The sequence below is a fragment of the Nocardia abscessus genome, from assembly GCF_015477775.1.
Classification (GTDB): domain Bacteria; phylum Actinomycetota; class Actinomycetes; order Mycobacteriales; family Mycobacteriaceae; genus Nocardia; species Nocardia abscessus_A.
This window is the reverse complement of sequence record NZ_JADLQO010000001.1, coordinates 816727-840073: the sequence shown is the minus strand read 5'-3', so window position 1 is coordinate 840073 and position 23347 is coordinate 816727. Positions and strand designations below refer to the sequence as shown.

Sequence of the window (23347 nt, the reverse complement as noted above, 5' to 3'; positions counted from 1 at the left end):
CTTTCAGGCATCCACATCTAACCGCGCCACCCAGGGGCGAACTCCCCAGTCCTGCGAATATGCCATCTCGGCGGTCCTTGTAACCGGGAAATGGCCGAAACGTCGCACCGCCGCAGCCGCGGCCGGAGGACGCGTGGTCCCCCGGCCGCGGACGGTTCACAACGTGCGCGTGAGCCGATCGGTCAGGATGTGTGCGAAGTGCGCCGGATCCTTCAGCTCACCGCCCTCGGCGAGCACCGCCGTACCGAACAGCAGTTCGGCGGTTTCCGACAGCTCGGTCGCGGTGCCCGCGTCGGCCTGCTCCTTCTCGGCCGCGTACGCGTCGCGCAGACCGGTGACCAACGGATGGGCCGGGTTGAGCTCCAGAATCCGCTTGCTCTCCGGCAGCGCCTGACCCGAGGCCCGGTACATCCGCTCCAGCATCGGCGTGAAGTCGAAGACGTCACCGACCAGGCAGGCCGGAGAGGTGGTGAGCCGGTTGGTCAGGCGCACCTCCTTGACGTTCTGCTCGAGCGTCTTGCCCAGCCACGCCAGCACGTCGGCGAAGTCCTTGTCCTGCTGCTCGCGCAGCGCCTCGGAGGCTTTCTTCTCCTCCTCGGTCTCCAGGTCGACCTCGCCCTTGGCGATGGACTGGAACGCCTTGCCGTCGAACTCGGGCACCGAACCGACCCACATCTCGTCGACCGGGTCGGTCAGGATCAGCACCTCGCGGCCCTTGGCCTTGAACGCCTCCAGGTGCGGGGAACTCTCGACCTGCTGACGGGTCTCGCCGGTCATGTAGTAGATCGTGTCCTGCCCCTCGGGCATCCGCTCCACGTACTGGGCCAGCGTCGTCAGCTCGGTCTCGGAGTTCGTCGAGGCGAACGAGGAGACCTGCAGGATGGTCTCGCGATTGTCGAAGTCCGAGAGCAGGCCCTCCTTCAGGACGCGGCCGAACTCCTTCCAGAACGTCTGGTAGCTGGTCTGATCCTCGGCGCCCTGCAGATCCTTGACCGTGGACAGCACCTTCTTCACCAGCCGCTTGCGGATCATCTGGATCTGCCGGTCCTGCTGCAGGATCTCGCGAGAGACGTTGAGCGACAGGTCCTGCGCGTCCACCACGCCCTTGACGAAGCGCAGGTACTCCGGCATCAGCTCTTCGCAGTTGTCCATGATGAACACCCGCTTGACGTAGAGCTGCACACCGCGCTTGTGCTCGCGGGTGAACAGGTCGAACGGCGCGTGCGAGGGGATGAACAGCAGCGCCTGGTATTCGAAGGTGCCCTCGGCCTTCATCGGGATGATCTCCAGCGGATCGTCCCAGCCGTGGCTGACGTGCTTGTAGAACTCCTTGTACTCCTCGTCGGAGACCTCGCTCTTGGGGCGCGTCCACAGCGCCTTCATGGAGTTGAGCGTCTGGTCCTCGAGGATCGTCGTCTCCTTGGCGTCCTCGCCCTCGCCCTCGGTGACGGTCCGCTCGACCTGCATGCGGATCGGCCAGGCGATGAAGTCGGAGTACTTCTTGACGATCTCCCGCAGCTTCCACTCCAGGGTGTAGTCGAAGAGGTGATCCTCCTCGTCCACCGGCTTCAGCTGCAGTGCGACCGAGGTGCCCTGCGGGGCTTCGTCGAGTTCTTCGATCGTGTAGGTGGAGCTGCCCGCGCTGGACTGCCACCGGGTGCCGGTGGTCTCCCCCGCGCGCCGGGTGGTCAGCGTGACCGTGTCGGCGACCATGAAGGTCGAGTAGAAACCGATGCCGAACTGGCCGATCAGCTCCTCGGCCGCCGCTTCGGACTTGGCCTCGTTCAGCTTCTTGCGCAGCTCGGCGGTGCCGGATTTGGCGAGGGTGCCGATCAGATCGACGACCTCGGCGCGCGACATGCCGATGCCGTTGTCCCGGACGGTCAGGATCCGATTGTCCTTGTCGACCTCCAGCTCGATGTGCAGGTCGGAGGTATCGACGTGCAGATCCTTGTCCCGGAAGGACTCCAGCCGCAGCTTGTCCAGCGCGTCGGAGGAATTCGAGATCAGCTCCCGCAGGAAGGTGTCCTTGTTGGAGTAGACGGAATGGATCATCAGCTCGAGCAGCTGATGGGTCTCTGCCTGGAACTCGAGTTGTTCGACGTGCTCTGTCACGACGCGATGGTACCGCCGCGCCCGGACTACGGAGCCGAAGGAGGCACCGCCGCGTAACCCGGAAGGTCTCCGGCCGCCCGCGACTCGGCGACCGGCCGGAAGTCGGCGAGTCCGGGGACCTCTTCGTCGGCCCGGGTGGTCATCCATTCGCGCAGCACCTGGGTGGCGCGGACGTCGTCCTCGTTGTACTCCAGCAACCGGGTGCGCTGGGTCGGATCCGGCGCGGCGCCGTCGTACCCGACCGCGAGCCGATACCAGCTCATCGACGCCTCGCCGCCCGCCTCGGGATCGCGCCAGGAGAACCCGGCGACCGGGGCGATCTTCTTGAGCCCCTTGCCGTTCGGGCAGATGAACTGGTCGGAGACGGCTTGGAACATGTCCACCCATTGCGGCCCGTCCACGAACGCGCGCACCTGCTCCACCGTCGGCACGCCGGGGCGGCCCGCGAACCGGCGCGCCGACTCGTACAGCCACTTGTCCTCGGCGGTGCGCGAATAGCAGTAGGCGGCAAACGTTTTGCCCGCCGCGGCGGCCTCGGCGCGCACTCGCATCAGCCAGGTCCAGAACTCGCCGAAGGAGCGGCCCTCGTCCTCGGTGGGCAACGGGTCCCACGTGACGAACGGGCGGTACACGCCGTTCAGCAGCGTCCCCCACAGGTACGCGCCGTACTCCTGGAAGCTCTCCAAGTCGACGTCGACCTCCACGTCGGCCCGCCGCACCCGCACACGCTCGACCCGCCGCACCAGCGGCGCCCCCGCGATCCACGCCCGCGCCGTGACCACGGCCTCGTCGAACGGGCCGCGCTGCCAGTCGTCGGGCTCCTCGCCCACCCAGGCGGCGAGCTCATCGATGGTCTCCACGTTGTGCCTGCGCAGCACCTCGGCGCGCGAACCCGGCGCCACCAGGCTGACGTCACGATGTTCGATCAGCCAGCCCTCGCAGCCCGGCCCGTCGATCCCCCGCGTCCACCACGGGCACTGCCTGCACTCGGGCACCTTCGAGGGGATGGTCGGCAGCTCGCCGCGCACCACCGCGATCCGGTCGGCGTAGCGGCGGTCGTAATCGGCCAGCAGCGGCGCCAGATCGTGCACCAGCACCCGATCGAAGTCGAAGCCGATCACGCCGCCGACCAGCGCGGGGCTGGCCAGACCGTGCCGTTGCAGCATCCGGTGCAGATGCGCGAGCCGCTGTTGGTCGCGGGGCTGCTGTCGCAACTTGCGGTGCGGATCCGGTTGCGGATTCCAGTGATAGGGGTCCGTGGTGGTGGGGTGGAAGTCGGCCGGCTCGGGTTGGCGCGGGTCGGTCACCTTGTGGTTCACCACGATGATCGGGATGTAGCCGCCGCGGTCGGCGTCGCGCAGCAGGATCTCCGAACCCCCGCGCCTGCCGGTGTCCGGCTCCTGCGGCAGCAATCCGCCCCAGATGTGGCGCGCGCCTTCTTCGCACGCGCGCATCGTCGCTTCGGCGCGCTCGGCGGCGCGCAGCCCAGGATCGATCACCACCCAGGCGTCGGGAGCCGCGCCGACCAGTGCGTCGCGCACCCGGCCGCGGTGCGCCGCGGCGGCATCGCGGCGCTGGCGCACGCCCGCGTCCTCGGTGATCCCCACCAGCGCCTCGGGGTGCGTCGCGTCCAGATGCAGGCGATGACGACAGCCGATCAGCGCCCTGGCGTCGATGAAGGCGGTCGGCACGCCGGAGGCCCGATCCACGGCCGTTCCGTTGCGCTTGCGACCGTCTTGGTCACCGATGTCCGAATCCACGCTAAGCAGTATGGTCCCTGCCCCCGACAGTGTTTAATTCCAGCGCCTGCGGCGCTGGGTGTTCGCGGCCCTTTTGTGGCTCGCAAACGGCGCATGCACGGTCTCGCTTCGCTCGAAACCTAGGGTTGAGGTGCGCCGGGCACGTTGGTCTTCGAGCGCAGGACATAGTGCGGGCGGCTCGGGGCAGCTGATCGTCAGGTCGGCTCGGTGATCGTGGTGTACCGGGGGATGCTCGGATGGGAGCGGGGTCGTGAAGGCGGATATCGTTCTCGCTTCGCTCGAAACCTGGGGTTGGGTGCGCCGGGCGCGTTGGTCTTCGAGCGCAAGGCATAGTGCAGGCGGCTCGGAGCAGCTGACCGTCAGGTCAGCCCCTGAGCGTGGTCACCGTCCACGCGGCTACCCGGCGGAGAGTCAGGTCGGGCACGGCACATCGTCGCTCGACACCTGAGTTGGATGGGCCGGGTGCGTTGGTCTTCGAGTTCCGGACGAAGTGCACGGGGATCGGGCGGCTGCTCGTCGAACGCCGACAACCTGCCGCAGGCTGACTCGCTCGGAGCGAGACCGGGGATTGCCAGGTGCGGCGCGCGTGGGCCGCACTACCCTCGCAGCTGTCACCATGGACCCGATAGGGTGACGGCAAAGCGTGTGACATGGGCGGACGGGCTTCCCCGGCGTCGTACTGCCATGGCGAACCAGCATGACGGAGGGCCTTCGATGGGGTTGTTCACGAAGCGCAAACGGCGACCGAGCCGCAGGGCCGAGGCGAAAGCCCTCAAGCACAAGGCCGTGATCGAGGCCAAGCTCGCCGCGAAGAACGACCGCAAGGCGCGCCGCGCCGAGGCCCGCACGCAGCGCAAGGTCGCCAAAGCGCAGATCGCGGCGTTCCAGGCGGAGGAGAAAGCCGCGCTGAAGGCGGCGGCCAAGGCCGAACGCGATCCGTTCAGCGCCGGTCAGGTGAAGAAGTACCTCGGCGTGGCCCGCGTGCTCATTCCGGTGCTCGCCCCGCTCGCCTATCGCGGCGCGACGTTCCTGCGCGGGCAGCTCGACACACGCCGTGCCCAGCAACTCGGCGTGGGCATCGACCAGCTCGGTGACTTCACCGGGCACGGCGCCAAGCTGCAGGCGCGCATCACGAATGCCGAAGCGGCGCTGGCCAAGATCGGCACGCAGAACGGCAAGGACAAAGGCGAGACGCAGAAGTTCGTCACCGCCACCAAGGACCGTCTCGGCAGCCTGACCGCCGCCGTGCACACCTCCGACCAGATGCCCGCCAACCGCCGCCGTTCGGTGCACGCGTCGATCTCCCACGAGTTGTCCGGGATCGAGTCCGACATCCTGGCCCGGCTCGGCGTGCGCTGACCTTCCTCGTCCCCATGTCCCCGCACCCGATCACCGGCCACCTGCGTGGTGGCCTGGTCGGCGTGCTCGTCGGCGTGCTTGCCGTCGCGGCGCACGGGTCGGCCGGTGGAGGTGTGCCGGGTTCGACCGAACTGACATTGGTGTTGTCGATCGCCGCGGGGGTGGGCGCGGCCGCGGGGACTCCGCGAGCGTGCCTGCGCCCGTCCGCCGCGGCCGGGCTGCTCGGCGCCGGTCAGCTACTCAGCCACGCCGCGTTGTCGATCCTCCTCGACCACGACCACGACCACTCCGGAACCGGCCCTGTCGCAACGATTTCCCCGCTGCCGACCGCCTGGATGCTGCTCGCACACATCGTGGCGACGGCCGGCTGCGCCGCGCTGATCGTGCTCGCCGAGCGGCTCTACGCCGCCGTCTCCGGTGCGCTGCGCGCGATACTCGCCCCGCCGCGGCAGGCGCGCATCCCCGCAGGGCCGACTTGGCCGGATCCCGGTTTTCTGCCCTGTCGCTGTGCTCCGCTGGGTGCGCTCGGTCCGCGCGCGCCGCCGCTGTCGGCCTGATCCCCCGACACTCTTTCCTCTCGCACAGGAGCATCAGCATGCACAGCTCGATTTCGCGCGCCGTCGGAACAACGGTCTCCACCACAGCACTCGTTCTGCTCGCGGGCGGCACCGCGGCGGCACACGTCACGGTGGACGCCCCCGGCGCCGCGCAAGGCGGCTACGCCGTCGCCACCTTCCGGGTGCCCACCGAATCGGACACCGCGAGCACCACGGCGCTCACCGTCACCCTGCCCAATCTGAAATCCGCTCGGACCGAACCGATTCCCGGCTGGTCGGCCAAGGTGGAACGCAATGACAAGAAGGAGGTCACCGCGATCACCTGGACCGCCGATCCGGGTGCGCCGGGCATCGCGCCCGGCCAGTTCCAGCGCTTCGCGGTGTCCGTCGGCCCGCTGCCCGCACTGGATTCGGTCAGCTTCCCCGCCAAGCAGACCTATTCCGACGGCAAGGTGGTCAGCTGGGACCAGCCGATCGGAAAGGACGGCGACGAACCCGAACATCCGGCCCCGTCGCTGACCCTGTCCGCAAGCAAGGACGACGCGGACGACGGGCACAAAGTGAGCAGCGAAGCCGCGGACGACGACCACGACGACCACGACGACGAGACAGCCCGCTGGCTCGGCGGGATCGGCCTCGCGCTCGGACTGCTCGGTGTCGCGCTCGGCCTCGGCAACGTGATCCGCGGGCGGCGCGCATGACCCGCCGCCTCCTGGCCGCCCTCGTGGCGGGCCTGTTCCTGCTCGGATTCGGCATCGCCGCGACGGGCATCGCCGCCGCGCACTCCGCGGCCACCGGAAGTGTTCCGGACGACAACGCGACCGTCGACGCCGGTCCGGAGCGCGCCAGCGTCACGTTCAACGAGGAACTCCAGCCCAGCTTCCCGTCGCTCACCGTCGTGGGACCCGACGGCAATCTGTGGTCCAAGGGCGACCCGGTGGTCGAGGGCAAGACGGTCAGCGTCGCCGTGGGCGAGCTGGGCCCGGTCGGCGAGTACACCATCGCCTACCGGGTGACCTCGGCCGACGGTCACCCCGTCAGCGGCAAACGGCACTTCACGCTCGGCAAGCCGGGTAACGGCACGCCGGGACCGAAACCAAATGCGAAATCCGGCGACAGCTCCGACGGCTCGGACGGCATTCCGCTGTGGGTGTTCATCGTCGGCGCGGTCGTGCTGTTCGGCGGTGGGCTCGCGTTCGCCTTGTTCGGCGGCAGGAGCCGCAACCCGCGGCGGTGAAGGAGATGCGGATCGGCGGACGGAGCGGTACCCGGCCCGCCCCCGGCCGAACGCCCTGGCCGGCGCTGCTGCTCGCCGTCCCGGCCGGGCTGCTCGGCGTAGTGCTCGCCTGGGCGCTGATCCTGCCGGGGCCGCTGCCCGGGGAGGCTGTGGTCCGGGTGGCGGCCGACGGCGTCGGAGCGACGGCGCTGGGATTGGCCGCGCTGCCCTGGGTCTCCCCGCGCCTGCGAACACCGTGGCGGCTGCTGGCGGCGCTCGCCGGGGTCTGGGCGGCCGCCGAGTTCGCCGTGCTGGTCTTCGAGGCGGCCGAGGTGGTCGGTGTGCCCGTGACCGAGCTCGGCGCCGCGGAATTCGGCACCTACCTGGTGGACGTCAGCGGCGGGCAGGTCGGGATCGCGATCCTGGTCGGCGTCGCGACGGTGGCCTGCGGATCCGCGCTGGCCTTCCGCAGGCCCGAGTCCGCCTCCGCCGACCTGGTGCTGGTGTTCGCGGCGGTCGCGCTGGCATTGCGTCCGATCACCGGGCACATGTCGCAGCAGGCATTCGGTTCCGTACTCGCCGCGGTGCACGCGCTGGCGGCCGGCGCGTGGTTCGGACTGCTGATCGCGCTGGCGCTGGTCGTGCGGACCCGGGGTGAGTGGGCGGTCGTGCTGCCGAAGTATTCGGCGGTGGCGCTGCCTCTGGTCGCGGTCGTAGCGGTCACGGGACTGCTCAACGGGCTGATCCGGGTCGGCGGGATCGCCCCGTTCGTCAGCACCGGATACGGCCGGATCCTGCTGGCCAAAACCGTGGTGTTGCTCGTGTTGCTCGCACTCGGCTGGTGGTGGCGCCGCAGCTGGGTGCCGCGGGCGGCCGACCACCGGATGGACGCGAAGGACTCGCTGCGTCGCGCGATCGCCGAGGTGATCGTGATGGCGCTCGCCTTCGGGCTCGCCGCGACCCTGGCCGTCACCGCTTGAGGCATGCGGCCGTGCCCCGGTTAGGGTTTCCGCATGACCGTTGTGAAGATCGTCGAGGATTGCGTGGCCTCGGCGGAGTCCGCGTTCGCCTTCGTGAACGACTATCAGAACCTGCCGCGCTTCCTGCACGGCATCGAGTCCTTCACCCCGGTCGGCGAGCAGACCGAAGGGGTCGGCGCCACTTTCGACGGGCACATGAAGCTGGGACCCGCCTCGCTGAAGTCGCGGATCGAGGTGGTGCGCTGGGAGGAGAACTACGCGATCGGCGTCAAGTCGATCAAGGGTTTCGAGATCGAGTCGACGTTCCTGTTCCACGACAAGGGCGACCGGTTGTGCACCGTCGACGCGATCGTGGACTACCGGGTGCCCGGCGGCTTCGCCGGACGGGCGCTCGGCAAGACCATCGAACCGTTCGTCAAGATCGCCGTGCAGCACACCACGCACAACCTGGTCACCCAGATAGCCGCATTCCACGCCGCTCGGTAGGGGCCGGTTGCGCCGGTGACGGCGGGGTCGGGATGCTGGAACGGTGAGTGCTGAACCCTCGTTCGGACAGCGGATCGGCTATGTCTTCGGCCGCACACTGCCGGAATCGATGTCCGATTGGGTGCGGGAGGATTTGATCGGGCCGGGCGCTACGCGGCGTTATCTGCTGCGTTTCCTGGTGCCCGTGCTTCCGGTGCTCGCGCTGTTTCTTTTGCTGCCCGGCCCGTTGTGGATGGGGTTGGCGATGATGGCGCTGCTGTACATCCCGCTGATCTATTTCACGGTGGCGCTGCTGTACGTCTACCGGCGGCATCGGCTGATCAAGCACGGTCTCGATCCCGCGCTCGCGGACGCCGACGCCCGCCGCAGGGACGAGCGCGAACGCCTCGACTACGAGCGCAGGCACGGGCGCGGTTGAGCCCGCGAGAGTCTGGCGTGGCGTATATCACGGGCATAGCCTGGAAGCATGAAAAAACCCACGTTTCGGCAACGGATCACCTATGATCTGGGCCGCGAGCTCCCCGAGGAGCTACACGAGTGGGTAATCCACGACCTCGTCGGACACGGGGCCATGGAGCGCTATCTCGTCCGTTTTCTCGGGCCGATCATCCCGTTCTTCGCGCTGGTGCTGCTGTTCCCCGGGCCGATGCCGCTGAAGATCGGCTTGATCGTGATGATGATCATTCCGATGGTGGTCTTCACGGTGGCTCTCAGCTACGTCTGGCGCCGCTTCCGCTTGGTCCAGCACGGCCTGAACCCCGAACTGGTCGACCACGGCAAGATCACCGACCACGACCGCGACCTCTACGAACTGCGCTACGGCCACCGATAGCGCCGCCGATACCGCAGACGTACACGCGTCGAGCAACCCACGCGTGCAGCTGACCGACGCCCACCGAACAGCACCGGCCCGATAGTCACCGAGCATCCGCCGGACGCGAGCCACAAGGGGGCCGCGAACACGCAGCGCCGCAGGCGCTGCAAAATAGCCCAGTGACCGAATCGCAGAATGTAATCGCCACCGCCGACCTGGCCGACGAGATCGGCCCGGAGATCCGGAGCTGCGATACGCAGTTCATCCAGTTCGGCGGGCGTGCGGCATTCTCCGGACGCATCACCACCATCCGCTGCTTCCAGGACAATCTGCTGGTGAAGCAGACGCTCGGCGAACCGGGCGAGGGCAAGGTGCTGGTGGTGGACGGTGGTGCGAGCGTGCACACCGCGCTGGTCGGTGACATCATCGCCGGGCGCGGCGTCGAGAACGGCTGGGCGGGTGTGATCGTCAACGGCGCGGTCCGCGACTCCGCCATCCTGCGCACCCTGGACATCGGCATCAAGGCACTGGGCACCAACCCGCGCAAGAGCACACAGACCGGTAGCGGCGAGCGCGACGTGCCGGTCGAGTTCGGCGGGGTTACCTTCGTGCCCGGCGACATGCTCTACAGCGACCACGACGGCATCGTCGTTCGCGCCGAGGACTGAGCGCCCGCCGGGTCGGTCAGGCGGACACGATGACCTTGTGCCCGGCCAGGGCGACCACGTCACCGACGTGCAGCTGTCGTCCGCGCCGCAGCTCGACCTCGTCGTTCACCCGTACCAACCCGGCGGCGATCACCGTCTTCGCCTCCGAGCCGGATTCGATCAGGTTGGCCAGCTTCAGAAACTGGCCGAGCCGAATAACGTCCTCATCGATCGGTACTTCGACTGGTTCCGACATGAAGTAAATACTTACAGCCTCTTCTGGACTCGCCGAACACCGCCCCACACCCCCAGCGATCACCGAGCAACTCGAGCCGCCCGTCCGCACCGCGCGGATATCCGGCCGACCGATCGCACGCATCGAATTCACGCCGACCCGGTCGGTCCCTCCGCCCAGGTCAGCGCGGAATCACGAAAGTATGATTTTGTTCCCACCCGGCGACGAACACGCCGCGAAGAAGTCCCGGCCGGACAAACACCGCACAAACACGCGCACCGCAGGCTTGGCAAATCCGACACACCTACGTACACACTGGTTCCGTGACCTCGACGCAAGCCCAGCAACATCGCGACACCGCACCACCCGCGGATAAACCGACTCCGCCGGTTCCACACCGGGGTCACGGACGGCTTTCGGAAGTGCCGCATATCGCGGGATTGGCGCTCGGTGTATTCGCGGTGCTGTGCTTCCTCTGGAGCCTTTCGCCCGGTCTGCGTTTCCTGACCCAGGTGCCGCGCCGCTATATCGACACCTATTACTTCGACGCGCCGGATACGAACCTGATGTGGGCGCTGGTCGTCGGCCTGACGGCGGGCGCGATCGCCAGCCGGAAACGGATCGCCTGGTGGTTGCTGATCGGCTATCTCGCGATCTACACGGTGGTGAACGGCGCCACCTTCGCCGAGCGGGGCAGTATCCACGCTCTGGTGGCCATGGTGGTGCACCTCGCCGTGATCGGTGTGCTCATCGCGGCATGGCCCGAGTTCTACACCAAGGTGCGCCGCGGAGCGGGGTGGAAAGCGCTCGGCGTGCTGGCCGGGGGTCTGGCGATCGGCGCGCTGGTCGGCTGGGGACTGGTGGAATTGTTCCCTGGCAGCCTGCCGCCGGGCGTGCAGCGACCGGGCTGGGCGATCTACCGCGTGACGGCCGCGGTGCTGGCGGACAACGAGCACTTCGACGGGCATCCGCCTGCGTTCGTCAACTTCCTGCTCGGCCTGTTCGGCGCGGTCGCGCTGCTGGCCGCGGTGGTCATCCTGCTGCGCTCGCAGCGGGCCGCGAACGCCATGACGGGCACCGACGAGTCGGCGATTCGCGGATTGCTGGAGCGCTCGGACGTGGAGGACTCGCTCGGCTACTTCGCCACCCGCCGGGACAAGGCGGTGGTGTTCGCGCCCAGCGGCAAGGCCGCGGTGACGTATCGGGTGGAGTTGGGTGTCAGCCTGGCCAGCGGTGACCCGATCGGCATTCGGGAGGCGTGGCCGCAGGCGATCGATGCCTGGCTGCGGCAGGCCGATCAGTTCGGCTGGGCTCCCGCGGTGATGGGCGCGAGCGAAGTCGGTGCCACCGCGTACCGGCGCGCGGGCCTGTCCGCGCTGCGCCTCGGTGACGAAGCCATTCTGGACACCAGGAACTTCTCGCTGGCGGGGCCGGAGATGAAACCGGTGCGCCAAGCCGCGAACCGGCTGCGCAAGCACGGTGTCGTGGTCCGCATTCGCAGGCACCGCGATATCTCCGCCGAGGAGTTCCCGCGGGTCATCGCCCGCGCGGACAGCTGGCGCGACACCGAGACCGAGCGCGGGTTCTCCATGGCGCTGGGCAGATTGGGCGATCCGCTGGACGGAGACTGCTTGCTGGTCGAGGCGGTCAACCCGCAGGGCCGGGTGCTGGGCATGCTGTCGCTGGTCCCGTGGGGCCGCACCGGGGTCTCGCTGGAGCTGATGCGCCGCGATCCCGGCGGGCCCAACGGCGTGATGGAGCTGATGATCTCGCAGCTCGCGCTGAACTCCGAGCTGTACGGCGTCACCAAGGTGTCGTTGAACTTCGCCGTGTTCCGTTCGGTGTTCGAGGAGGGCGGTCGGATCGGGGCCGGTCCCGTGCTGCGTTTGTGGCGCGGCGTGCTGCTGTTCTTCTCGCGTTGGTGGCAGCTCGAGGCGCTGTATCGCTCGAACGTGAAATACCAGCCGCACTGGGCGCCCCGGTTCTTCCTGTTCGAGGAGCGCAGGCAGTTACCGCGCGTCGCGGTGGCCAGCGCGCTGGCCGAGGGCTTCCTGCCACGGTTGGGCAAGGAACCGGACACCACGACGCACACCGGCGAACACACCGCCGTGCCCGCGACCGTGACGGGGCTGCACGCCGACGGCAGTCCGCCCGACATCGCCGAGATCGAGGGCGAGCAGCAGCTGCCGCGCAGGCCCGAGCAGGTGCGCGTGCGCATGGACAAACTGGCGCGCCTCACCGAATCCGGCATCGATCCCTACCCGGTCGCCTATCCACCGACGCATACCGTCGCCGACGCGCGGCGTTCCCCGCGCGGCACCACGGTCCGGGTCTGCGGCAGGCTGCTGCGCATCCGCGACTACGGCGGGGTGATCTTCGCGGTGCTGCGCGACTGGACCGATGACATCCAGCTGGTGATCGACCGCGACCGGGTCGGCGCGGAACGCAGCGCCGAGTTCGGCGAGTTCTTCGATCTGGGTGATCTGATCGAGGTGAGCGGGCAGATCGGCGCCAGCAGGCGCGGGGAACTCTCGCTGCTCGCGGCGGACTGGCGGATGCTGGGCAAGTGCCTGCATCCGTTGCCGGACAAGTGGAAAGGGCTGGCCGATCCCGAGGCGAGGGTGCGGCAGCGCTACGTCGACATGGCGATCAACCCCGAGACCCGCGAGGTGCTGGCCAAGCGGAGTGCGGTGGTGCGCTCACTGCGGGACTCGCTGAACTCCTTGGGCTACCTGGAGGTGGAGACGCCGATCCTGCAACAGGTGCACGGTGGCGCCAACGCCACGCCGTTCGTCACCCACATCAACGCCTACGACCTCGACCTGTATTTGCGGATCGCGCCGGAGCTGTATTTGAAGCGGCTGTGTGTGGGCGGTATTGAGAAGGTCTTCGAGATCGGGCGGACCTTCCGCAACGAGGGCGTCGACTTCAGCCACAACCCCGAGTTCACCATCCTCGAGGCCTACGAGGCGCACAGCGACTACGAGCGCATGATGCACACCTGCCGCAGGCTGATCCAGAACGCCGCGATCGCGGCCAACGGCGCGATGGTGGCGTTGCGGCCCAACGGAAACGGGTCGTTCGAGGAGGTGGACATCTCCGGCGAGTGGCGGGTGCGGACGGTGCACGGCGCGGTATCCGAGGCGATCGGCGCGGAGATCACCTCCGAGACCGGCGTCGAGGAGTTGCGCGAACTCTGCGAAAAAGCCGAGGTCCCTTTCCAGCACGGCTGGGACGCGGGCCAGGTGGTGCTGGAGATGTACGAGCACCTGGTCGAATCCCGCACCGAGGAGCCGACGTTCTACATCGACTTCCCGACCTCGGTGTCCCCGCTGACCAGGCAGCATCGCCGGATCCCCGGCGTCGCCGAGCGCTGGGACCTGGTCGCATGGGGCGTCGAACTCGGCACGGCCTACAGCGAACTCACCGACCCGGTGGAGCAGCGGCGCAGGCTCACCGAGCAGTCACTGCTCGCGGCCAACGGCGACCCGGAGGCGATGGAACTCGACGAGGACTTCCTGCAGGCGCTCGAGCACGCGATGCCGCCGACCGGCGGGCTCGGGATGGGCGTGGACCGGATCGTCATGCTGATCACGGGGCGCAGCATTCGCGAGACCTTGCCGTTCCCTTTGGTGAAACCACGCTGACGGGGCCTTCAGACCGAAGACTTCTCATCGAGCTGATCGGACGGCTACCCTTGGAGATTCGGCCCCGGGAGGAGGTCGATACACCTTAAGGGGTTTGGATATGTACCTTGACCTGCTGACGAACGCGAGCCTGCTGGACCACACCGTGTGGGCGAGCCCGGACACCTGGAACTCCGCGCTCGACCTGGCCGCGAAAAAGAAGAAGAGCAGCAAGGGCGGATTGATCATCGGCGCGATCTGCTGCCTGCTGGTGGTCGCGCTGATCATCGGCGGCATCTACCTGCTGACCAAGCGCAAGAAGAACAACTGAGGCAGACATCGACGGCCCGGCTCGCGCGAAGCGAACCGGGCCGTTGCGTGAGCCCGCTCCCATAGCCACAGCAGGACGATCATCCGTGCCGGACGTAGGGTCCGTGGGGCCGGATGGAACAGGTCAGGGGCATGGGGCAGAGTGGGGCGGGTGCAGTTGATTCTCGTTCGTCATGCCCAGCCGGTCCGGATGCTGAGTTCGGGTGGGCCCGCCGATCCGGAATTGGCCCCGGTCGGGCTGGAGCAAGCCGAGCGGGTGCCCGCGGCGCTCGGTCACCATCGGGTCGCCCGGGTGGTGAGCAGCCCGCAGCGACGGGCCAGGGAAACGGCGGCGCCGACCGCCGCGAAGCTCGGCCTCGGCGTCGAGATCGTCGACGGTCTCGCCGAATACGATCGCGATCTGCCGGCTTACATCCCGATCGAGGATGCCAAGGTCGAATTCCGCGACGCCTACGACCGGATCAAGGCGGGGCATCTGCCCGTGCAGGTCGACGGCGAGTCGTTCAAGGCCAGGGTGCATGCCGCCGTCGCCGATATCGTCGCGGCCACCGATCCGGCCGACACTGTGGTCGCGTTCGCCCACGGCGGTGTGATCAACGTGCTGTTGCAAGAGGTCCTCGGTCTGGAGCGACCGTTGACCTTTCCCATCGACTACTGCTCGATCACCCGGCTCCTGTTCTCCCGCACCGGCCGTCGCACGGCCGCAACGGTCAACGAGAACGGGCACGTCTGGGATCTGTTGCCGCGCAATATCGAGACGCGCTGAGCATTCACAGCCGATTGCCAGGCCGGTCGCACCGGTGTCCCAGTGACGGAATCTTCGATGGGACCGGTGAGCCGCTGCCGATCAGTGGCTCACGGTTCGAGAGAAAGGAATTCCGTGTCGCTCTCCAAGACCGTTACGCCACTGCGGCGTCTCACCCGGGTGGCCGTGGCCGGTGCGCTGATCGCCGTCCCGCTCGCGGCCCTCGCCGCGACCGCGTCCGCCGAAACTCCCGCCGACCAGGGCCAGGTACAGGTGGTGGATGCGCCGCAGGGCGCCGACATCAACGGCCGCCCCCGTCATTTCGAACGTCACGAACGGCATGACGGCCCGGGCCGTGGGCCGCAGGACTGCCCGGGGCAGGATGGCCCCGGGCCGGATCGACCGCTGCTGAAGCACTTCCGGCACGACTTGCCGCCGACCGGGTCGAGCTAGTCGTTCCAGCACAACGAGAAGGGCCCACCTCCGAGTTCGGAGGTGGGCCCTGTGGTTTCGACGGGCAGCTCAGGCCATGCCCGCGATCCAGTTGTGCATCCAGGAGATGGCGGTCTGGCCGCCGCCCACCGGGTAGCTGCCGTACAGGGTGTGCGCCTGCGACTTGTAGAAGCGCTCCAGGTCCTTGGCCCGCTGCTGGTTGGCCGAGTCGGTCAGCTGCGCCTGCAGGACCGGGACGCCACCGGAAGTCATCAGATCGCCGATGATGTTGCCCGCTTCGATCTGGTAGCGCCACATGTTGGCGGGGTTGGCGTCCGACGCCTGGGCGAGGAAACCGGCGAACCGCGTGACGAAGTCGTCGGTCGCCGTCGCGCAGTAGAGGTCGTCGAGCGCGCAGATCGTGCGGGTGCGGTCGCTGACCCAGCCGAAACCGCCGACCCGGGGGCCGCCCGCGCCCGCACCGGGGGCGACCGGGCCGACCTGGGTGTCGGTGGGCGAACGGCGCGGATCGGAGATCAGGCCGACACCGGCGACGCGATCGGCAGGCACGACACTGAGACCGGTCCCGATCTCGGCGGCGAGGTCGCCTGCGGCGTCCGCGCCCTGGCTGTAGCCGACCAGCGCGATCTTCGTCGCGCCGCACTGCTGCGCCATGCTCCCGATCAAGCCGCGCGCGTTGTCGACCGCCTCCTTCTTGGAGTTGCCGTAAACCTCACCCTCCCACGGGAAGGCGGTGGCGGCGTAGGTCACGTAGTCGACTTCCACGGAGGAGGGCAGGCCCCGAGTGACACCCGCGAGCATGCCGGGCTGCGGGGTCTTGTCCCGCCCGGTCTCCCAAGTGCCCGGAATCGCCACCACGTACAAACTCGGGCATCCGGGAGCGGCGTTCGCCGACCCACTGCCGAAAACCAAGCCGGACATCACGGTCGCGGACGCGCCCAGAGCCGCGACGACCTTCTTCCACTGCATACCGCTCCAAACCTCGCCCTCGTCGAACTTCCCGCCGAGTTGCCGCGTCAATGCTGAACTCACCGGATGTCGTTCCCGTGCACGCCGGGTGAACAGAAGTCACCCAACCGGATGACGTGCACTCACAACCACATCCCAAGATCACCCAGCACGCCGGAGATCACAATAAAGCCACGAACGCCGCAATGCCATTCGAACGCCGTAGTGTGTCGGATTTTCGTTGCCGGTCCGGCAGGAGAACGGTCGCAGCGCTGTGCGCAAGCCCACAGATCGCGAAAAGGCGCCTGTGGACAAGTTGTCCACAGGCGCCTTCGTTTCCGCTCCGGTAAGAGAGGGGACTAGCGCTGAGCCACCATGGTGGGCGTGATCGGCGCCGGAAGCGCGGTCTCGCCTTCCAGGTACCGGTCCACGCCCGCGGCCGCGGCGCGGCCCTCGGCGATGGCCCAGACGATGAGCGACTGGCCGCGGCCCATGTCACCGGCGACGAAGACGCCGGGAACGTTGGTCGCCCAGTTCTTGTCGCGCTGGACGTTGCCGCGCTGGTCGTAGCCGACGCCGAGATCGGTGAGCAGACCCGGCTTCTCGGGACCGACGAAGCCCATGGCCAGCAGCACCAGGTCGGCCTCGAGGGTGAAGTCGGTGCCTTCCACCTTCTCGAAGCGGCCGTTGACCATCTTGACCTCGTGCGCGTCCAGGCCGGTCACCTTGCCGTCCGCGCCGACGAAGCGCTCGGTGTTCACCGAGAACACCCGCTCGCCGCCCTCCTCGTGCGCCGAGGAAACCCGGTACATCAGCGGGTAGGTCGGCCACGGGGTCGAGTCGGCCCGCTCCTCCGGCGGACGCGGCATGATCTCGAACTGGTGCACGCTGGCCGCGCCCTGCCGGTGCGAGGTGCCCAGGCAGTCGGCGCCGGTGTCGCCACCGCCGATGATGACGACCTTCTTGCCCTTCGCGTGGATGGGCGGCAGGCCCTCGTCATCGGTGACGTCGTCACCGTGCTGCACCCGGTTGGCCCAGGGCAGGAACTCCATGGCCTGGTGGATGCCGTCCAGGTCGCGGCCCGGGATCGGCAGGTCACGCGCCAGGGTGGCGCCGCCGGCCAGCACGATCGCGTCGAACCGCTCACGCAGCTGCTCGGCCGTGATGTCGACGCCCACGTTCACACCGGTCTTGAAGATGGTGCCCTCGGCCTCCATCTGCGCCAAGCGGCGGTCGATGAAGCGCTTCTCCATCTTGAATTCCGGGATGCCGTAGCGCAGCAGGCCGCCGACGCGGTCGGCGCGCTCGAACACGGTCACGGTGTGCCCGGCGCGAGTCAGCTGCTGCGCCGCGGCGAGGCCGGCCGGGCCGGAACCGACGACGGCGACCTTCTTGCCGGTGAGGCGGGTCGGGTAGACCGGGGTCACCCAGCCCTCGTCGAAGGCGTTCTCGATGATCTCGACCTCGACCTGCTTGATCGTGACCGGATCCTGGTTGATGCCGAGCACGCAGGACGCCTCGCACGGCGCGGGGCACAACCGGCCGGTGAACTCCGGGAAGTTGTTGGTCGCGTGCAGCCGGTCGATGCCTTCCCGCCAGCGGTCCCTGTAGACCAGGTCGTTCCACTCGGGGATCAGGTTCCCCAGCGGACAGCCGTTGTGGCAGAACGGGATACCGCAGTCCATGCACCGGCTGGCCTGGGTGCGCAGGGTCTCGTGGGAGAACTTCTCCTCGTAGACCTCTTTCCAGTCCATCAGGCGCAGCGGCACCGGGCGCCGCTTGGGCAGTTCGCGTGCGGTGTGCTTCAGAAATCCCTGGGGGTCAGCCACGTGCGGCCTCCATAATCGCTTCGTCCACGTCCTTGCCGCTCTTCTCAGCTTCGGAGATGGCGAGCAAAACCTTCTTGTATTCGCGCGGCATGACCTTCACGAAGTGGTTCACCTGCTGCGACCAATCGCTCAGGATGCGATCGGCCACCGGGGAACCCGTCTGGTCACGATGCTGGGTGATGATGTCGTGCAGCCAGGTGAAGTCGTCACCGGCCAGCTGCTCGACCGCGTCGGCCTGTTCGGGGTTGAGCTTCGCGGCGAAGCTGCCCTCCGGGTCGAAGACGAACGCCACACCGCCGGACATACCGGCGCCGAAGTTGCGTCCTGTCTCGCCCAGGATGACCACCCGGCCACCGGTCATGTACTCGCAGCCGTGGTCGCCCACGCCCTCGACCACCGCGGTGGCGCCGGAGTTGCGCACGGCGAACCGCTCGCCGACCACACCGCTGAGGAACACCTGGCCACTGGTCGCGCCGAACAGGATCACGTTGCCCGCGATGATGTTCTGCTCGGCCACGAACTCGCCGGGCGCGTCCAGCGACGGCCGCACCACCAGCCGGCCGCCGGAAAGACCCTTGCCGACATAGTCGTTCGCGTCACCCTGCACGCGCAGCGTGATGCCCGCGGGCACGAAGGCGCCGAAGCTGTTGCCCGCCGACCCGGTGAAGGTGATGTCGATGGTGTCGTCGGGCAGGCCCGCGCCGCCGTAGAGCTTGGTCACCTCGTGGCCGAGCATGGTGCCGACCGTGCGGTTCACGTTCGTGATCTTGGTCTCGAACTTCACCGCCTGACCCCGCTCCAGCGCGTCGCGGCTCTGCACGATCAGCTGCTGGTCCAGCGCCTTGTCCAGGCCGTGGTCCTGGGACTTGGTGCAGCGGCGGTCCTGGTACATGAACGCCGTCTCGACGTCGTCCAGGATCGGCGACAGGTCCAGCTTGCTGGCCTTCCAGTGCTGCTTGGCCCGCGAGGTGTCGAGCAGGTCGACGCGGCCGATGGCCTCGTCCAGGGTGCGGAAGCCCAGCTGCGCCAGCAGCTCCCTGACCTCCTCGGCGATGAACAGGAAGAAGTTCTCGACGAACTCCGGCTTGCCGGTGAAGCGCTCGCGCAGCACCGGGTTCTGCGTCGCGACGCCGACCGGGCAGGTGTCCAGGTGGCAGACGCGCATCATGATGCAGCCCGAGACCACCAGCGGCGCGGTGGCGAAGCCGTACTCCTCGGCGCCGAGCAGCGCGGCGATCATCACGTCGCGGCCGGTCTTCATCTGACCGTCGACCTGTACGACGATGCGGTCGCGCAACCCGTTGAGCAGCAACGTCTGCTGGGTCTCGGCCAGGCCGAGTTCCCAGGGGCCGCCCGCGTGCTTCAGCGAGGTCAGCGGCGAGGCGCCGGTGCCGCCGTCGTGACCGGAGATCAGCACGACGTCGGCGTGCGCCTTGGAGACGCCCGCCGCGACGGTGCCGACGCCAGGCTCGGCGACCAGCTTCACGTGGATGCGCGCCTGCGGGTTCGCGTTCTTCAGGTCGTGGATCAGCTGCGCCAGATCCTCGATCGAGTAGATGTCGTGGTGCGGCGGCGGCGAGATCAGGCCGACGCCCGGCGTCGAGTGCCGCACCTCGGCGACCCACGGGTACACCTTGTGCGCCGGAAGCTGGCCGCCCTCACCGGGCTTCGCTCCTTGGGCCATCTTGATCTGGATGTCGGTGCAGTTGGTCAGGTAGTGCGCGGTCACGCCGAAGCGGCCGGAGGCCACCTGCTTGATCGCGCTGCGCCGCCAGTCGCCGTTCTCCTCCGGCTCGAAGCGAGCCGGCGACTCGCCGCCCTCACCCGAGTTCGACCGGCCGCCGAGACGGTTCATCGCGATCGCCAGGGTCTCGTGCGCCTCGGCCGAGATGGAGCCGTAGCTCATCGCGCCGGTGGAGAACCGCTTCACGATCTCCGCGGCCGACTCGACCTCTTCGATCGGAATCGGGCTGCGCGCCTTGTGCTTGAACTTGAACAGACCGCGCAGCGACGCCAGCCGCTCGGACTGGTCGTCGACCAGCTTGGTGTACTCCTTGAAGATCGAGTACTGGCCGGACCGGGTGGCATGCTGCAGCTTGAACACCGTGTCCGGGTTGAACAGGTGGTACTCGCCCTCGCGCCGCCACTGGTACTCACCGCCGACCTCGAGTTCGCGGTGCGCGCGCTCGTTGCGGTTCTCCAGGAACGCGATCCGGTGCCGCTGCGCGACGTCGTCGGCGATCTCGTCCAGGCCGATGCCGTCCAGGTGCGAGCGCAGGCCGGTGAAGTACTCGTCCACCAGGTCCTGCGACAGGCCGATCACCTGGAACAGCTGGGCGCCGTTGTAGGAGGCCAGGGTGGAGATGCCCATCTTGGACATCACCTTCAGCACGCCCTTGCCCGCGGCCTTGTTGTAGTTCGCAACCGCCTTGCGGTAGTCGGCGGCCAGATCGCCGGTGCTGCCCGGCATCTCCAGCGCGTTGCGCTCGAGCATGTCCTCGATGGTCTCGAAGGCCATGTACGGGTTGATCGCGGCGGCGCCGAAGCCGACCAGGGTGGCCATGTGGTGCACCTCGCGGGCGTCACCGGCCTCCACGACCAGGCCGACCATGGTGCGGGTGCGCTCGCGCACCAGGTGGTGGTGCACCGAAGAGGTGAGCAGCAGCGACGGGATCGGCGCCAGCTTCTCGTTGGACTCGCGGTCGGACAGCACGATGATCCGCGCTCCGCCGTCGATGGCGGCCGACACCTGGGTGTTGATCGCCTCCAGCGCCTTGCGCAGGCCCTTGCCGCCCTTCTTCACCGGGTACAGGCCGCGCACGACCACCGAGCGCAGCTCGGGGTGCGATCCGTCGTCGTTGATGTGCACGAGCTTGGCCAGCTCGTCGTTGTCCAGGATCGGCTGCTCCAGCGCGATCATGTTGCAGGACTCCGGGCCCGGGTGCAGCAGGTCGGCCTCGGGGCCGATGTTTCGCTTGAGGCTGGTGACCACCTCTTCCCGGATCGCGTCCAGCGGCGGGTTGGTGACCTGCGCGAACAGCTGGGAGAAGTAGTCGAACAGCAGGCGCGGACGCGCCGAGAGCACCGCGATCGGAGTGTCGGTGCCCATCGAGCCGAGCGCTTCGCCGCCAGTCTTGGCCATCGGCGAGATCAGCAGGTTGAGCTCCTCGGTGGTGTATCCGAAGATCTGCTGACGGATCAGCACGCGATCGTGCGACATGTGCACGTGCGGGCGGTCGGGCAGGTCGGCCAGGCGGGATACGCCCGCGTCCAGCCACTCCTGGTAGGGGTGCTCGGCGGCGAGCTGGGACTTGACCTCGTCGTCACCGACGATGCGGCCCTGGGCGGTGTCGACCAGGAACATGCGGCCCGGCTGCAGACGCGCCTTCTTGACCACCTTGGACGGGTCGATGTCCAGCACGCCGACCTCGGAGGCCATCACGACCAGGCCGTCGTCGGTCACCCAGATGCGGCTGGGCCGCAGGCCGTTGCGGTCGAGGACGGCGCCGACGACGGTGCCGTCGGTGAAGCACACCGATGCGGGGCCGTCCCACGGCTCCATCAGCATCGAGTGGTACTCGTAGAAGGCCCGCTGACGCGGGTCCATGGTCTCGTTGCGTTCCCAGGCCTCGGGGATCATCATGAGCACGGCGTGGGGCAAGCTGCGGCCGCCGAGGTGCAGCAGTTCCAGCACCTCGTCGAACCGGGCGGTGTCGCTCGCCCCCGGGGTACAGACGGGGAATATCTTCTCCAGCCGGTTCTTGCCCGCGGAGTCGACGCCGAAGACGTCGCTGCGCAGCAGCGCCTCGCGGGCGCGCATCCAGTTCTCGTTGCCGGTGACGGTGTTGATCTCACCGTTGTGCGCCACCCGGCGGAACGGGTGCGCGAGCGGCCAGGACGGGAAGGTGTTGGTGGAGAAGCGGGAGTGCACGATGCCCAGCGCGCTCTCCACCCGGGAATCCTGCAGGTCCAGGTAGAACGCGCGCAGCTGCGGCGTGGTGAACATGCCCTTGTAGACGAAGGTCTGCCCGGACAGGCTCGGGAAGTAGACCGACTCCCTGCCGACCGCGCCCTCACCCGCACCGGCCGACCCCAGCTCGCGCTCGACCCGCTTGCGCACCACGTAGGCGCGACGCTCCAGATCCAGGTCCGACAGTGGATCGGAAGCGTTCTTCGGCGAGGCGATGAAAATCTGCCGGAAGGTCGGCATGGCGTCGCGCGCCAGCGCGCCGAGCGACGACTCGTCGATCGGCACCTCACGCCAGCCCAGGACCTCGAGGCCCTCTTCCTTGACGATCTTCTCCACGCCGTAGGCCGCGCGCGCGGCTTCGCGGCGGGCCTGCGGAAGGAAGGCGATACCGGTGGCGTAGGAGCCCTCCGGCGGCAACTCGAAGTCCACGATGGCGCGGAAGAAGCGGTCCGGGACCTGGATCAGGATGCCCGCGCCGTCACCACTGTTGGGCTCGGCGCCCGCGGCGCCACGGTGCTCCAGGTTCAACAGAGCCGTAATAGCCTTGTCGACGATGTCGCGGCTGCGGCGGCCGTGCATGTCGACGACGAACGCGACGCCGCAAGCGTCGTGCTCGTTCGCCGGGTCGTAGAGCCCGATGGGTCCAGGTGACCGGTGGCCAGGAAGTTGCGTCATGCCTCTGCCTTCAAGAAAGTCGGCCTTCGAAGAAAAAACGGCCTTTCGTCGAACGCCTCCGTACAAGACTGCGCCCGTACGTTCCGAAGCCAGCCGCGCTGATGGTCTTCGGCGTGCAGTCAGGTCTGCAGTTGTCTCCACCCGCTTCTGTGACGTAGTGGGTGCCCTTCGGTAACGGATCCCTAACAAGATCCTTACCTCCGAGCGGGTGCCCGCCCGCTACGCTGAGCACCTGGCTAGGGGCTGCCCGAGCGGGCGAGGTAGCCGAACGTTCTGTGTTCGGCGTAAGAGCAAACGATAAGTCAGGTCCAGGGCCCAACCAACTTAGGTTGTGCTAATAACTAGGTTTAGCTGGGCTTCTGCATTCGGTCCTCCACGTGTGCGCGTTGTCCAGTGTAAAGCAGCGAGTGCCGTGCGATCGATCCCCGTGGCACCCGGTGCCAGCTGGGAAAACCGACGCGCGACACTGCCCCGAGACCTTCCTCACTAGGCCGGGAAACCGCCCTCACCTGCGTCGAAAAGGATTTCCCCCGTTCGCGACACGGCAAACCAAGCGGCGGCGGCTAACTCGCCGAACGGGCGGGTGAGATATTTGCGACACG

General features: G+C 68.0%; 19 protein-coding genes. 13 read left to right on the top strand and 6 right to left on the bottom strand.

Going from position 1 to position 23347, the window contains the following annotated elements:
- Nucleotides 1-156 precede the first annotated feature (156 nt).
- Nucleotides 157-2115 carry a molecular chaperone HtpG gene (gene htpG / locus IU450_RS03935; RefSeq protein ID WP_195148354.1) on the bottom strand — a complete coding sequence of 653 codons (1959 nt, stop codon included), beginning with the start codon at nt 2113-2115 and terminating at the stop codon, nt 157-159.
- Between the two features lie 26 nt (nt 2116-2141).
- A complete protein-coding gene (locus tag IU450_RS03930; RefSeq protein ID WP_416382841.1) occupies nt 2142-3806 on the bottom strand; it encodes a TM0106 family RecB-like putative nuclease in 1665 nt (554 codons plus the stop codon).
- A 783-nt stretch (nt 3807-4589) separates the two neighbouring features.
- Here IU450_RS03930 and IU450_RS03925 point away from each other — a divergent pair.
- The 9 genes from IU450_RS03925 to rraA all read left to right on the top strand — a co-directional run bounded on the left by IU450_RS03925 (nt 4590) and on the right by rraA (nt 9955).
- A complete protein-coding gene (locus IU450_RS03925) occupies nt 4590-5234 on the top strand; it encodes a DUF6474 family protein (RefSeq protein ID WP_195148353.1) in 645 nt (214 codons plus the stop codon).
- Nucleotides 5235-5248: 14 nt separating this feature from the next.
- Nucleotides 5249-5791, top strand: coding sequence for a hypothetical protein (locus IU450_RS03920; RefSeq protein ID WP_195148352.1), 543 nt, complete (start codon nt 5249-5251; stop codon nt 5789-5791).
- Nucleotides 5792-5829: 38 nt separating this feature from the next.
- Entirely contained in the window at nt 5830-6492 is a 663-nt protein-coding gene (locus tag IU450_RS03915; protein ID WP_195148351.1) for a YcnI family protein, read from the top strand.
- Nucleotides 6489-7028, top strand: a complete 540-nt coding sequence (locus IU450_RS03910; protein ID WP_195148350.1) for a copper resistance CopC family protein — start codon at nt 6489-6491, stop codon at nt 7026-7028. The genes IU450_RS03915 and IU450_RS03910 overlap by 4 nt, the downstream gene beginning before the upstream one ends.
- Before the next feature lie 5 nt (nt 7029-7033).
- Nucleotides 7034-7987, top strand: a complete 954-nt coding sequence (locus IU450_RS03905) for a CopD family protein (protein WP_195148349.1) — start codon at nt 7034-7036, stop codon at nt 7985-7987.
- 33 nt (nt 7988-8020) lie between these two features.
- The gene (locus IU450_RS03900) at nt 8021-8473 is read left to right on the top strand and encodes an SRPBCC family protein (RefSeq protein ID WP_195148348.1); all 453 of its coding nucleotides are present in this window, start codon (nt 8021-8023) and stop codon (nt 8471-8473) included.
- A 43-nt stretch (nt 8474-8516) separates the two neighbouring features.
- Nucleotides 8517-8891: a DUF5313 family protein gene (locus IU450_RS03895; RefSeq protein WP_195148347.1), complete on the top strand. Its 375-nt coding sequence runs from the start codon at nt 8517-8519 to the stop codon at nt 8889-8891.
- A gap of 48 nt (nt 8892-8939) precedes the next feature.
- Nucleotides 8940-9305 (top strand): DUF5313 family protein, encoded by a 366-nt coding sequence (locus tag IU450_RS03890; protein WP_043684630.1) that lies wholly within the window; start codon nt 8940-8942, stop codon nt 9303-9305.
- A 161-nt stretch (nt 9306-9466) separates the two neighbouring features.
- On the top strand, nt 9467-9955 hold the full coding sequence (gene rraA / locus IU450_RS03885; RefSeq protein WP_195148346.1) for a ribonuclease E activity regulator RraA: 489 nt from the start codon (nt 9467-9469) through the stop codon (nt 9953-9955).
- Between the two features lie 16 nt (nt 9956-9971).
- Here the strand turns inward: rraA and IU450_RS03880 are convergent, their stop codons facing one another.
- Entirely contained in the window at nt 9972-10190 is a 219-nt protein-coding gene (locus IU450_RS03880) for an RNA-binding S4 domain-containing protein (protein ID WP_174185940.1), read from the bottom strand.
- A gap of 302 nt (nt 10191-10492) precedes the next feature.
- On the opposite strand from IU450_RS03880, the gene lysX reads away from it, so the two are divergent.
- The 4 genes from lysX to IU450_RS03860 all read left to right on the top strand — a co-directional run bounded on the left by lysX (nt 10493) and on the right by IU450_RS03860 (nt 15323).
- A complete protein-coding gene (gene lysX, locus IU450_RS03875; protein ID WP_195148345.1) occupies nt 10493-13816 on the top strand; it encodes a bifunctional lysylphosphatidylglycerol synthetase/lysine--tRNA ligase LysX in 3324 nt (1107 codons plus the stop codon).
- 100 nt (nt 13817-13916) lie between these two features.
- Nucleotides 13917-14126, top strand: coding sequence for a hypothetical protein (locus IU450_RS03870; protein WP_195148344.1), 210 nt, complete (start codon nt 13917-13919; stop codon nt 14124-14126).
- Nucleotides 14127-14276: 150 nt separating this feature from the next.
- Nucleotides 14277-14891, top strand: coding sequence for a histidine phosphatase family protein (locus IU450_RS03865; protein ID WP_195148343.1), 615 nt, complete (start codon nt 14277-14279; stop codon nt 14889-14891).
- A 114-nt stretch (nt 14892-15005) separates the two neighbouring features.
- Nucleotides 15006-15323 (top strand): hypothetical protein, encoded by a 318-nt coding sequence (locus IU450_RS03860; protein ID WP_195148342.1) that lies wholly within the window; start codon nt 15006-15008, stop codon nt 15321-15323.
- 69 nt (nt 15324-15392) lie between these two features.
- Here IU450_RS03860 and IU450_RS03855 read toward each other — a convergent pair whose 3' ends face one another.
- The 3 genes from IU450_RS03855 to gltB all read right to left on the bottom strand — a co-directional run bounded on the left by IU450_RS03855 (nt 15393) and on the right by gltB (nt 22745).
- Nucleotides 15393-16292 (bottom strand): cutinase family protein, encoded by a 900-nt coding sequence (locus IU450_RS03855; RefSeq protein WP_195148681.1) that lies wholly within the window; start codon nt 16290-16292, stop codon nt 15393-15395.
- Between the two features lie 338 nt (nt 16293-16630).
- Nucleotides 16631-18100, bottom strand: coding sequence for a glutamate synthase subunit beta (locus tag IU450_RS03850; RefSeq protein WP_195148341.1), 1470 nt, complete (start codon nt 18098-18100; stop codon nt 16631-16633).
- Nucleotides 18093-22745 carry a glutamate synthase large subunit gene (gene gltB / locus IU450_RS03845; RefSeq protein WP_195148340.1) on the bottom strand — a complete coding sequence of 1551 codons (4653 nt, stop codon included), beginning with the start codon at nt 22743-22745 and terminating at the stop codon, nt 18093-18095. The genes IU450_RS03850 and gltB overlap by 8 nt, the downstream gene beginning before the upstream one ends.
- Between the last annotated feature and the right edge of the window lie 602 nt (nt 22746-23347).

Excerpts from the sequence above, each read along its gene's own strand:
- IU450_RS03925 (WP_195148353.1), top strand. The coding sequence starts at position 4,590 with ATGGGGTTGTTCACGAAGCGCAAACGGCGACCGAGCCGCAGGGCCGAG.
- IU450_RS03920 (WP_195148352.1), top strand. The coding sequence starts at position 5,249 with ATGTCCCCGCACCCGATCACCGGCCACCTGCGTGGTGGCCTGGTCGGC.
- IU450_RS03915 (WP_195148351.1), top strand. The coding sequence starts at position 5,830 with ATGCACAGCTCGATTTCGCGCGCCGTCGGAACAACGGTCTCCACCACA.
- IU450_RS03910 (WP_195148350.1), top strand. The coding sequence starts at position 6,489 with ATGACCCGCCGCCTCCTGGCCGCCCTCGTGGCGGGCCTGTTCCTGCTC.
- IU450_RS03905 (WP_195148349.1), top strand. The coding sequence starts at position 7,034 with ATGCGGATCGGCGGACGGAGCGGTACCCGGCCCGCCCCCGGCCGAACG.
- IU450_RS03900 (WP_195148348.1), top strand. The coding sequence starts at position 8,021 with ATGACCGTTGTGAAGATCGTCGAGGATTGCGTGGCCTCGGCGGAGTCC.
- IU450_RS03890 (WP_043684630.1), top strand. The coding sequence starts at position 8,940 with ATGAAAAAACCCACGTTTCGGCAACGGATCACCTATGATCTGGGCCGC.
- IU450_RS03880 (WP_174185940.1), bottom strand. The coding sequence starts at position 10,190 with ATGTCGGAACCAGTCGAAGTACCGATCGATGAGGACGTTATTCGGCTC.
- IU450_RS03870 (WP_195148344.1), top strand. The coding sequence starts at position 13,917 with ATGTACCTTGACCTGCTGACGAACGCGAGCCTGCTGGACCACACCGTG.
- IU450_RS03855 (WP_195148681.1), bottom strand. The coding sequence starts at position 16,292 with ATGCAGTGGAAGAAGGTCGTCGCGGCTCTGGGCGCGTCCGCGACCGTG.
- gltB (WP_195148340.1), bottom strand. The coding sequence starts at position 22,745 with ATGACGCAACTTCCTGGCCACCGGTCACCTGGACCCATCGGGCTCTAC.